This is a genomic window from Streptomyces sp. NPDC102259 (assembly GCF_044766465.1).
Lineage (GTDB): Bacteria > Actinomycetota > Actinomycetes > Streptomycetales > Streptomycetaceae > Streptomyces.
In genome coordinates, this window is record NZ_JBIWMA010000018.1 from 57,282 (window position 1) to 68,948 (window position 11,667).

The window sequence follows — 11,667 nt, forward strand, 5'->3', positions numbered from 1 at the left end:
CCCGCCGGGGCGTAAACCCCCCCCCCCCCCCCCCCCCCCGCCCCCGGCGGGGGGGGGCCCCCCCCCCGGGGGGGGGGGCCCCCCCCTCAACGTTGTGCCGTCACAGCCACGCGCTTCCCCGGCCCTGGCAGAACTCCTACGGGCCCCTGCGCAGCCCCACCCCTGCGCAGCCCCACCCCGGCACGGGCCGGGCCCTGCAGTGCTGTGCCCTGCTCGGCTCGTGCTCGGTCACTGCTCGGCCCGTGCTCGGTCTCCGCTCAGGTCTTGCTCGGGCCGAGCTCGGCGCCACCTGGACGCCGGCTCGGCCCCTCTGCTCCGGCTCAGCCGCCCTGCTGTTGGCCCTGCTGCCCGGACGGCCGGCGCACGAGAGTCGCCAGACGGGCCGCCCAGGACGCCTTGAGGGCCGTCCAGCGGTCGTTGAGGTCCCAGACCGCGCGGATGGCCGAACGCGGCGCCACGACGGCGCGCACGCGCGTGGTCCAGCCGACCCCCTCGCGCAGGGCCTCCCGCACCTTGCGCACGTCGTCCACCAGGCCGGCCTCGGCCCTCGGCTCCGGAGCGAACAGCACCTGCTCCACGGCGCCCGCGACCCGGTGCACCGAACGGCCCACCGTCTCGTCCAGCTCCGCGATCCGGACGATCCGCGCGGCGGCCCGCCGCGGGGTCAGCGCGTCGTCCGGCTCGATGCCGTAGTCCCAGGCCGTGTCGGTGAGCTCGCGCCACACCGCCAGCACCTGCCCGACGGCCGCCTCACCGGCTTCCTGCGGCGGCACGTCCAGCAACACCGCGGGAGCGGGGTCGCCCGGCTGCCGGGCGCCGCCGTTCTTGCGTCCGCCCGGGGGTGCCCCGGCGGGCGAGGACGCGGAGTGCTGGGCGGACGCCAGCCGCACCGAGCGCCGTCTCAGCCGCCACAGCATCGGCAGCAGCGGCAGGGCGAGTGCCGCGGTTCCCAGCAGCGTCCATCCGGCGACCTCGTACCAGGGGGTACCGCCGCCGTCCTGCTCCGTCGGGTCCAGCGGCAGCGCGGCGGCGCAGCCCTCGAGCTTCTTGTCCTGGGCCGAGCAGCTGGTGCTCGCCGAGGGCTCGGTCGAAGGCGCCGCGTCCGCCGAGCGGGTGGCCTGCGGCAGGTCCGGCACGGCCTCGCCCGAGCTGTCCGGCAGCGTGTACGTGGGCGTCGTGCCCCGGGTGGGGGTCGGCTCGAAGCGGGTCCAGCCGACGCCCTCGAAGTACAGCTCCGGCCAGGCGTGCGCGTCCTTCAGACCCACCGCCACCGAACCGTCCGCCTGCGGGGAACCCGGCGCGAAGCCCACCGCGACCCGCGCCGGTATGCCCAGCGTGCGGGCCATCGCGGCCATCGCGAACGAGAAGTGGACGCAGAAGCCCTGCTTGTCCTTCAGGAAGCGGGCGATCGCGCCCGGACCGCTGCCGACCTCGACCTCGGTGTCGTACTCGAAGCCGCCCGTCACCGCGAAGTAGTCCTGGAGCGCGACGGCCTTCTCGTAGTCGCTGGTGGCGCCCTTGGTGATCTCCCGGGCCTGTCGTGCCACCACCGCGGGGAGGGAGTCCGGGACCTTGGTGTAGGTGCTCTTCACCGAGCCGGGCGCCTCGGGCGCCGAGGCCAGTTGCTCCGCCGTCGGCTGCACGTCGAGGCTCGTCACCTGGTACGTCTTGCCGCTGGTCTTCTGGCCGTGGTCGCCGACCAGGGTCATGCCGACCGGCTCGTACCGCCAGTTGCCCTTGATCTGCACGCTGCTGGGCGGATACGGCATCGGAAGCCAGTCCTGGCCGTAACCGGCGGCGGCCGCGATCCGGGTCGTGACCTCCGTGCGCTTGACGTCCCGGCCCAGGCCGGTGGGCGAGGGAAACTCGTCCGGCACGGCGACGATGTGACGCTTCGCCGGCTTCCACGTCGTGCCGTCGAAGTCGTCCAGCGACACGATGCGCAGGTACATGTCCGAGAGGTTGCTGGTGGTGGTGCGCAGGGTCAGGACCGTGCGGTCCTCGTCCACGTTCAGGCTGTCGCGCAGTGACACCAGCGGGTTGACCGCGGAGATCGTGCCCCCGCTGCCGTTGCCCGCGCCCACGCCGGTGCCCGCTCCGTCCAGCAGGCCGCCCTGTATCGCCGGCAGCGGCAGGAGCGGCACCACCAGGGCGACGCCCAGCGCGGCCATGCCGATGCGGCGGCCGGTGCGCACCGGCGCCACCGGGCCGGGCTGTCCGCCGGGACCGCGCGGCGCCCCGCCGAAGACCCGGCCCCACTGCGAGAGCCGCTCCCGGCCCTCGGCGAGCAGCAGCATCAGATAGCCGGCCGCGGCGACCAGGAACCACAGCCAGTCCGTCACCCCTTCGGACAGGCCGGCGGCGACCGAGTACAGCGCCAGCAGCGGCAGGCCGGCCGGGGCCGCGTTGCGATAGGTCACCGCGAGGGTGTCCACCGCCAGACCGATGACCAGCACCCCGCCGATCACCATCAGCCGGATGCCGTCGGACAGCGGAGCCGGGATCGCGTACCGGCTCACGTCGTCGGTGCCCGTCTGGAGCAGGTCGCCGAAGTGACGGAAGGCCTCCGGGCCGGGGATCAGGCCGACCAGGGCGTGTTCCCGGGCGAAGAGCAGGGTCAGCAGCGCCAGCGTGACCAGGGCCTGGGCGGCCACGGTCAACGGCCGGGCCAGCGGCACGCGCCGGGTCGCCGCGCCCACCCCGGACTGGATGGTCAGCAGGAACGCCGCCTGGAGGAGCCATGTCGCCGGGGTGACGAGGGGCAGCAGGGCGCACGAGGCCAGCAGCGTCGCCGCCGCCGAGCACAGCGTCAGTCGGGCCCGCCCGCTCATGACCATCCCTCCCCGCCGCTCGTCCCGCTCCCCGTCATCCCGCTCCCCGTCATCACGCCCGCCCGCTCGCGGTCCGCCTGGCGCCACAATTCGTTCAGCGGAGCACCCCGCGGCACGCTCAGGGCCGTCCAGCCCGCCTCGCGCAGCATCCGCAGCCGCTCCTCCCGCCTGTTCATCGGATCGGGCACGCCGTTCGGTTCACCCGTCCAGCTGTCGCCGTCCAGCAGGAAGGCGACCGCGCCTCCGCTGCGCTGGCGCATCTTCGCGGCCACCGCCGCCTGCTCCTCGTCGAGGTCGCCGAGGAAGGCCACCAGCAGTCCCTCGTTGCCGCCGCGCAGCACGTCGTACGCCCGGGACAGACCCGTGCCGTCGGAGTGGTCGACCACCGCGAGGGTGTCCATCATCAGCCCGGCCGCGTCCGCCGACTCCTGGCTCGCGCCGGCGAACCCGTCGGAGCCCTCTCCGGGCACCGAGTTGCCCGTGTCCGTCAGCAGCCGCACCGAGAAGCCCCGCTCCAGCATGTGCACCAGCACTGACGCGGCGCCCGAGACCGCCCATTCGAAGGCGGAATCCGGGCCCGCGCCCTGGTAGGCGAGGCCCCGGGTGTCCAGCAGCACCGTGCAGCGAGAGCGCTGCGGCTGCTCCTCGCGGCGCACCATCAGCTCGCCGTAGCGGGCGGTCAGACGCCAGTGCACCCGGCGCAGGTCGTCGCCGTAGCGGTAGCCGCGCGGGATCACGTCGTCCTCGCCGGCCAGCGCCAGCGAGCGCTGCCGTCCGTCGCCGTACCCCTTGGCCTCGCCGCTCAGGCGGACCGGGGGCAGCGGCTCGACGCGCGGTATCACCGTCAGCGTGTCGTAGGTGGAGAAGGCCCTGGTGAGTTCGCACATGCCGAAGGGATCGCTCAGGCGCAGTTGGAGCGGGCCCAGCGGATAGCGGCCGCGCAGGTCGGAGCGGACCCGGTAGGACACCTCGCGCCGGCCGCCCGCCTCGACCCGGTCCAGGACGAAGCGGGGGCGCGGTCCGAGCACGTACGGCACCCGGTCCTGGAGCATCAGCAGGCCGGTGGGCAGCCGCGAGACGTTGTCCATCCGCAGGTGGACCCGGGCCTCGCTGCCGGCGGGCACCCGCGCGGGAGAGAGCCGACGGCTGCCGGCGACCCGGTAGCGGGTGCGGTAGACGACGGCCGCGCAGATCAGCGGCAGCGCGGCCAGCAGCAGCCCGACCCGCAGCAGGTCGGGCTGTCCGAGCACATAGGCGCAGATGGCGGCCGCGATGCCGGCGGCGAGGAAGGAACGGCCGCGGGTGGTCAGACCGGCCAGGGCCGTGCGTGCGCCGCCCTTCTCGCCCTGCCCCCCGTGGCCCGTGGACGGCCGCCCGGCGCCGCCGGCGGCCATCACAGCCTCCGCGACTGCTGGCCGTACGCCTGTGTGCCATGGCCCAGTCCGTACCCGTGCTGCTGGGGGGTCGCGGGCACCGAGGTGCGCTGGATGATCTCCTCGACGACCTGCTCCGCCGTGCGACGGTTCAGCTGCGCCTGCGCGGTGGGCAGCAGACGGTGGGCCAGGACGGCCACGGCGAGGTTCTGCACGTCGTCCGGGAGCGCGTAGTCCCGGCCGCTGAGGGCGGCGGTCGCCTTGGCCGCGCGCACCAGGTGCAGCGTCGCGCGCGGGGAGGCGCCGAGTCTGAGGTCCGGGTGGCTGCGCGTGGCGGAGACCAGGTCGACCGCGTAGCGACGGACCGAGTCGGCGACGTGGACACCGCGGACGGCGTCGATCAGCTTCACGATCTCGTGGGCGTGCGCGACCGGCTGGAGGTCGTCCAGCGGGCTGACCCCGCCGTGGACGTCGAGCATCTGGAGCTCGGCCTCCGGGCTCGGGTAGCCGATGGAGACACGGGCCATGAAGCGGTCGCGCTGGGCCTCGGGCAGCGGGTAGGTGCCCTCCATCTCGACCGGGTTCTGGGTGGCCACCACCATGAACGGACTGGGCAGCTCGTAGGTCGTCCCGTCGATGGTGACCTGGCGTTCCTCCAGCGACTCCAGGAGCGCCGACTGCGTCTTGGGCGAGGCGCGGTTGATCTCGTCGCCGATCACGATCTGCGAGAAGATCGCGCCCGGCTTGAACTCGAACTCCCGGCGCTGCTGGTCCCAGATGGACACCCCGGTGATGTCCGAGGGCAGCAGGTCGGGTGTGAACTGGATACGGCGCACCGTGCAGTCGATGGACTTCGCCAGCGCCTTGGCGAGCATCGTCTTGCCGACGCCCGGCACGTCCTCGATCAGCAGATGCCCCTCGGCGAGGAGCACGGTCAGCGAAAGCCGTACGACCTCGGGCTTGCCCTCGATCACTCCCTCCACCGAACTGCGGACACGCTCCGCAGTGGCGGTCAGATCTGTGAGGCTCGCTCGCTCGTCATAGGTCGTCACCCGGCCCTCCTCGGCCCAAACTTTCTCCGGGCCGACGCTCTGTGCGGCAAACCGGCCCACCCCGAATCACGGACGCCGTGCCTGAACTGCTCAGCGTGACGTCACACCCGCATTCTTGCTGCCGTTACCGATTCGTGTCACTCGCCTGTGGACAACTGTCCGCGATATGTCGGTGTTATGACTATCTGGGCGTCCGAGGTGCGGAAATCAACAGCGAAACGACAGCGAACGACGGCGTCCGTGAACGGTCGCACAGGGCCGCGGGAGCGACTACGCGGGGTCGACCTCGCGCAGCAGGCCCGTCTTCACGTCGAACACGAAGCCGCGCACGTCGTCGGCGTGCAACAGGAACGGTGAGGTGCGCACCCGCTGCATCGACTGCCGTACGTCCTGGTCGACGTCCCGGAAGGCCTCCACCGCCCAGGCCGGACGCTGGCCGACCTCCATCTCCAGCTCGGTGCGGAAGTCCTCGGTGATCGCCTCGAGGCCGCAGCCGGTGTGGTGGATGAGGACGACACTGCGCGTGCCCAGCTTGCGCTGGCTGATGGTGAGCGAGCGGATCACGTCGTCGGTGACCACACCGCCGGCATTGCGGATGGTGTGGCAGTCGCCGAGTTCGAGGCCGAGCGCCGCGTGCAGGTCGAGGCGGGCGTCCATGCAGGCCACGACCGCGACGTGCAGAACGGGGCGGGCATCCATGCCGGGGTCGGAGAAGGCGGCCGCGTACCGCTCGTTCGCCTCGACGAGGCGGTCCGTGACGGTGTCGTCGGTTATGGCGCCTTCGGGCCGTGCGGGAACCGATGCAGAAGTCGTCATACCCATGACGGTACTGGTCACGTGCCTTGTGGGCCTGCTGTGAGAACGGAAAAAGAGTGTCATCACGTGCTCTTTGTGAGGTAAGCCACAGAGGAGGCGGGCAGGGGGCCTCCCGTCGGGCCGCGCCGCACAGGCCGGTTGATTGACCGCGAGACACCGTGGACTAAAGTGACGCGAAGCGGGAGGCGACGATCTCCCTGCTGGACTGAACCCCGTGAGACCCCGGCCCGGCCGCCGGAGATCTCCCCGCGGCGCCGGCAGGCCTTCCCTTCCTCAGGGGGCGGGGACCCGGCGATGCGTACACCCGCCGGATCTGAGAGGGCCCCTTGAGTCACAGTCGACACGTCCCGGTGATGCTCCAGCGGTGCCTGGACCTGTTGGCCCCCGCCCTGCAGCGGCCGGGCTCGGTGGTGGTCGACTGCACGCTCGGCCTCGGCGGCCACAGCGAGGCCCTGCTGACGCAGTTCCCCGAGGTCCGGCTCGTCGCCCTCGACCGTGACAAGGAGGCGCTGCGCCTGTCCGGTGAGCGCCTCGCCCCGTTCGGCGACCGCGCCACCCTCGTGCACGCCGTCTACGACGAGCTGCCCGACGTACTGGAGCGGCTCGGCATCGCGCGCGTGCAGGGCGTCCTGTTCGACCTCGGCGTCTCCTCCATGCAACTCGACGAGGCCGACCGCGGCTTCGCCTACGCCCAGGACGCCCCGCTCGACATGCGGATGGACCAGACGACCGGCGTCAGCGCCGCCGAGGTCCTCAACACGTACCCGCCCGGTGAACTGGTGCGGATCCTGCGGGCGTACGGCGAGGAGAAGCAGGCCAAGCGGATCGTCTCCGCGGTGGTGCGCGAGCGCGACAAGGAGCCGTTCACCAACAGCGCGCGGCTCGTCGAGCTGATCCGGGCCGCCCTTCCCCAGGCGGTCAAGCGCACCGGCGGCAACCCCGCCAAGCGCACCTTCCAGGCGCTGCGCATCGAGGTCAACGGCGAACTCTCCGTCCTGGAGCGGGCGATCCCGGCGGCGGTGGAGGCGATCGACGTGGGCGGGCGGATCGCCGTCCTGTCGTACCACTCGCTCGAAGACCGGCTCGTGAAGCAGGTGTTCGCGGCCGGCGCCGCCAACACCGCGCCGGCCGGGCTGCCGGTCGTCCCCGAGCGCTATCAGCCCCGGCTCAAGCTGCTCACCCGCGGTGCCGAACTTCCCACCGAGGAAGAGATCGCCGAGAACAAGCGTGCCACCCCGGCGCGCCTGCGCGGGGCCGAGCGAATCAGGGAGTCCATCGAATGACGGGCGTGAGCCGAGGGTTCGGAGTTCCGACCCGGGGGAGGCCGAGTGAGTAGGAAACCCGAACTGAAGGGGAGGGCCGCCCGGCTCGCGCGGCTTTTCCCGGCCGGCCCGCGGCAGGCGGCCCGTACGCCGTTCGTCCTCCTCGTCGTCCTCCTCCTGGGCGGCGGTCTCATCGGACTGCTCGTGCTGAACTCCGCGCTCAGCGAGGGCTCGTTCAAGATGGACGACCTCCAGAAGGACACCAAGAGCCTCACCGACGAGCAGCAGGCGCTCCAGCGGGACATCGACTCCTACTCCGCCCCCGACGCCCTCCAGCGCCGCGCGCGTGAACTCGGCATGGTCCCCGGCGGGGACCCGGTCTTCCTGGACCCCGACGGCACCGTGAAGGGCGTGCCCTCGGCCGCCGCCCAGCAGTCCCTGGAGGACGCTCCGGCCGCCGTACGGCCGCCGGAGGCCATCCCGCTCTCCCGGACGGATCAGGCGTCGTCGTCCACCGTGACGCCCACGCCGAGCACCCTTTCCGAGCCGACCGAGCCCCCGGCCCCGAGCGCCGCCCCGACCGAAGCCATCCCCGAGACCCCCGGCAGGTGACGGAAGTGTCCGACAGGGAACCGCCGCGCCGGCGCGTGCCCGGCCCCGCCCGGCCCTCCCGCCCCGTGTCCGCCCAGCGGCGCCCGGGCCCCGGCGCCCGTCCCGCCCGCCGCCCGACCGCGCCCCCTCCACGCCAGGCGGCCGCGCGTGTCATCCGCCTCGGCAACCCCCGCCCCCGCCTGCGGATGGTCGGCCTCGCGCTGGCCCTGGTGCTGATCGCCTTCGTCGTCCGGCTCCTCCAGGTGCAGGCCGTCGACGCGAGCGCCTACACCGCCAAGGCCGAGCAGAACCGGTACGTCGGCCAGGTGCTGGCCGCCGAGCGCGGCGAGATCACCGACCGCACCGGCGTGGCCTTCGCGACCAGCGTGGACGCCTACGACATCACGGCCGACCCCACGATGTTCACGCGCGGGCAGCTGAAGGTCGACGACGCCCCCGAGCAGGCGGCCGCCCTCCTCGCGCCGATCCTGGGCCAGGAGCAGTCCGCGCTCGTCAGGAAGCTGCGGCCGAAGGACGCGGGCCTGCGCTACGTCAAGCTGGCCGGCCGGCAGACCCCGCAGGTCTGGAAGCAGATCAAGGACCTGAGGTCCGCCCTGTCCACCAAGGCGGAGACGGACAGCGCCACCGTCAACGTCCTCGCCGGCGTGTTCTCCGTGCCCAGCAGCAAGCGGGTGTACCCGAACGGGAACCTCGCCGCCGGGATACTGGGCTGGGTCAACGCCGACGGCAAGGGCGGCGGCGGTGTCGAGCAGCAGCTGAACTCGACCCTGACCGGCGAGGACGGCAAGATCCGCTACGCCCAGTCCGGCGGCCGCCAGGTGCCCACCGTGGGCTCCACGGAGACCCCCGCGGTGCCCGGTTCCGACGTCGAGCTGACGATCGACCGGGACATCCAGTGGGCCGCGCAGAACGCCATCACCGAGCAGGTGGAGGAGTCCGAGGCGGACCGCGGCTACGTCATCGTCCAGGACAACCGCACCGGCGAGATCCTCGCCATGGCCAACTCGCCCGGCTTCGACCCCAACGACCTCTCGCAGGCCGACTCCGCGGACATGGGCAACGCCTCCGTCCAGGACGCCTACGAACCCGGCTCCACGGCCAAGGTCATGGCGATGGCCGCGGTGCTGGAGGAGAACGCCGCCACACCGCTGACGCATGTCACCGTGCCCAACCGGCTGCACCGCGGCGACCGGCTCTTCCAGGACGACATCGACCACCCCACCTGGTACCTCACGCTCAACGGCGTGCTCGCCAAGTCCAGCAACATCGGCACCATCCTGGCCACCGGCCAGCTCGGCAAGACACAGACCGAGACCAACCAGGTGCTCTATTCGTACCTGCGCAAGTTCGGCATCGGCAGCCAGACCGGCCTCGGCTTCCCGGGCGAGACGAAGGGCATCCTGGCCCAGCCCGGCAAGTGGTCGACCTCGCAGCAGTACACGATCCCCTTCGGGCAGGGCATGTCCCTCAACGCGCTCCAGGCGGCCTCGGTGTACTCGACGATCGCCAACGGCGGGGTCCGCGTCGAGCCCACCCTGGTGCGTGGCACCAAGGGCCCGGACGGACGCTTCAGTCCCGCCGAGGCGCCCGCGAAGACCCGCGTCGTCAGCCAGAAGACGGCGAAGACCCTCGCCCAGATGCTGGAGTCGGTCGTGGACGACCAGGAGGGCACGGGCGCCAAGGCGCGTATCCCCGGGTACCGCGTCGCGGGCAAGACCGGTACCGCCAACCGGGTGGATCCGGCCACCGGTACCTACAAGGGATACACCTCGTCGTTCGCCGGGTTCGCGCCCGCCGACAACCCCCGGGTCACCGTGTACTGCGCCATCCAGAACGCCACCAAGGGCAGCTACTTCGGCGGCCAGATCTGCGGTCCCGTCTTCAAGCAGGTCATGGAGTTCGCCCTGAAGACCCTCCAGATCCCACCGACCGGCGCCAAGGCCGCGAACCTCCCGGTCACCTTCACCCCCTGACCGTCCCGCACCGCCCGCCTCCGACCCCCGTCCCGTCACTGTTCAGCGCCGAACAAGCCAGGAACCAGCCCGTGACCATGATCACTCCCGAGCCCGGGAACCCCGCACCGCCCGCTTCCCCGTCCGCGGCCCCGCCCTCGCTTCGCCCGCAGGCGGGTGCGCCCGGTACGCTCACCGCCGTGCCACACGCTGATCAGTTCCAAACCACCCAGAAGGGCGCTTCCGTGACATATCCGGGACCGCCGCGACCGGCCCAGGTCTCCGCCACACCCCTCGCGGAGCTCGCCGATCAACTGGGTGCCGAGCAGCCGGAGAGCACCGCCGCCGAGGTCACGGGCATCACCCACGACTCGCGCGCGGTCCGTCCCGGCGACCTGTACGCCGCCCTGCCGGGCGCCCGCCTGCACGGCGCCGACTTCGTCACCCAGGCCGCGGGCCTGGGCGCGGTCGCCGTCCTGACCGACCCCACGGGCGCGGAACGCGCCGCCGCGACCGGCCTGCCGGTCCTGGCGGTCGACGACCCGCGCGGACGGATGGGCGAACTGGCGGCCACGATCTACGGCGCTCCGGGCCGCGACCTGCTCCAGATCGGCATCACCGGAACCTCCGGCAAGACCACCACCGCGTATCTCATCGAGGGCGGCCTCAAGCCGGTCAGGTCCACCGGACTGATCGGCACCGTCGAGATGCGCATCGGCGACGAGCGGATCAAGTCCGAGCGCACCACCCCCGAAGCCACCGACCTCCAGGCGCTGTTCGCGGTCATGCGCGAGCGCGGTGTCGAGGCGGTCGCCATGGAGGTTTCCAGCCACGCCCTGGTCCTCGGCCGGGTCGACGGCTGCGTCTTCGACATCGCCGTCTTCAACAACCTCAGCCCGGAGCACATGGAGTTCCACTCCGGCATGGAGGACTACTTCCAGGCCAAGGCGCAGCTGTTCACACGGAAACGCAGCAAACTCGGTGTGGTCAACTTCGACGACGAGTACGGCCGCCGGCTGATCCGGGAGGCGGAGGTCCCGGTCGTCAGCTTCTCCGCCGAGGGGCACCCGGACGCCGACTGGCGCGCGGTCGACGTCGAGATCGGTCCGATGGACTCGACGTTCACCGTCGTGGGCCCGGACGGAGTGCGGGTCGCCGCCAGGGCGCCGCTGCCGGGTTCCTTCAACGTCGCGAACACCCTCGCCGCGATCGTCTCCCTCGCCGCCGCCGGCATCGACCCGCGGACCGCCGCCGACGGTGTCGCCGCGGTGCCGGGCGTGCCGGGCCGGCTGGAGCGCGTGGACGCGGGGCAGGGCTTCCTCGCGGTCGTCGACTACGCCCACAAGACGGACGCCGTCGAGTCGGTCCTGAAGGCGCTGCGCAAGGTCACCAAGGGCCGGCTGCACGTCGTCCTCGGCTGCGGCGGTGACCGGGACCGCACCAAGCGCGTCCCGATGGGCGCCGCCGTGGCCCGGCTCGCCGACACCGCCGCACTGACCTCCGACAACCCCCGCTCCGAGGACCCCCTCGCGATCCTCGCGACGATGCTCCAGGGCGCTGCGTCGGTGCCCGCGCACGAGCGCGGTGACGTCCTGTTGTTCGAGGACCGGGCCGCCGCGATCGCCGCGGTCGTCGCCCGCGCGCACGCCGGGGACACCGTGCTGGTCGCGGGCAAGGGCCACGAGCAGGGCCAGGACATCGCCGGGGTGGTCCGTCCGTTCGACGACCGCCAGGTGCTTCGCGAAGCTATCCAGCAGACCCAGGGATGA

At 72.5% G+C, this 11,667-nt stretch carries 8 protein-coding genes; 4 read left to right on the plus strand and 4 right to left on the minus strand.

The window, feature by feature from the left end; all coding sequences use genetic code 11:
• Positions 1–320: 320 nt before the first annotated feature.
• The 4 genes from ACIRPU_RS32335 to ACIRPU_RS32350 all read right to left on the minus strand — a co-directional run bounded on the left by ACIRPU_RS32335 (position 321) and on the right by ACIRPU_RS32350 (position 6,135).
• On the minus strand, positions 321–2,831 hold the full coding sequence (locus tag ACIRPU_RS32335) for a transglutaminaseTgpA domain-containing protein (protein WP_403873693.1): 2,511 nt from the start codon (positions 2,829–2,831) through the stop codon (positions 321–323).
• A complete protein-coding gene (locus ACIRPU_RS32340) occupies positions 2,828–4,225 on the minus strand; it encodes a DUF58 domain-containing protein (RefSeq protein ID WP_403873696.1) in 1,398 nt (465 codons plus the stop codon). The genes ACIRPU_RS32335 and ACIRPU_RS32340 overlap by 4 nt, the downstream gene beginning before the upstream one ends.
• Positions 4,225–5,256, minus strand: coding sequence for a MoxR family ATPase (locus ACIRPU_RS32345; RefSeq protein WP_355709650.1), 1,032 nt, complete (start codon positions 5,254–5,256; stop codon positions 4,225–4,227). The genes ACIRPU_RS32340 and ACIRPU_RS32345 overlap by 1 nt, the downstream gene beginning before the upstream one ends.
• A gap of 270 nt (positions 5,257–5,526) precedes the next feature.
• Positions 5,527–6,135, minus strand: coding sequence for a beta-class carbonic anhydrase (locus tag ACIRPU_RS32350; RefSeq protein WP_403873700.1), 609 nt, complete (start codon positions 6,133–6,135; stop codon positions 5,527–5,529).
• Between the two features lie 263 nt (positions 6,136–6,398).
• Here ACIRPU_RS32350 and rsmH point away from each other — a divergent pair, with 263 nt between their 5' ends.
• From rsmH to ACIRPU_RS32370, 4 genes are all read left to right on the plus strand, one after another.
• Complete coding sequence (gene rsmH / locus ACIRPU_RS32355; RefSeq protein ID WP_403873703.1) at positions 6,399–7,355, plus strand: 16S rRNA (cytosine(1402)-N(4))-methyltransferase RsmH; 957 nt, start codon at positions 6,399–6,401, stop codon at positions 7,353–7,355.
• Between the two features lie 45 nt (positions 7,356–7,400).
• Positions 7,401–7,946, plus strand: coding sequence for a septum formation initiator family protein (locus ACIRPU_RS32360; protein ID WP_403873706.1), 546 nt, complete (start codon positions 7,401–7,403; stop codon positions 7,944–7,946).
• A gap of 5 nt (positions 7,947–7,951) precedes the next feature.
• On the plus strand, positions 7,952–9,919 hold the full coding sequence (locus tag ACIRPU_RS32365; protein ID WP_403873709.1) for a peptidoglycan D,D-transpeptidase FtsI family protein: 1,968 nt from the start codon (positions 7,952–7,954) through the stop codon (positions 9,917–9,919).
• A 71-nt stretch (positions 9,920–9,990) separates the two neighbouring features.
• The gene (locus ACIRPU_RS32370) at positions 9,991–11,667 is read left to right on the plus strand and encodes a UDP-N-acetylmuramoyl-L-alanyl-D-glutamate--2,6-diaminopimelate ligase (RefSeq protein ID WP_403873711.1); all 1,677 of its coding nucleotides are present in this window, start codon (positions 9,991–9,993) and stop codon (positions 11,665–11,667) included.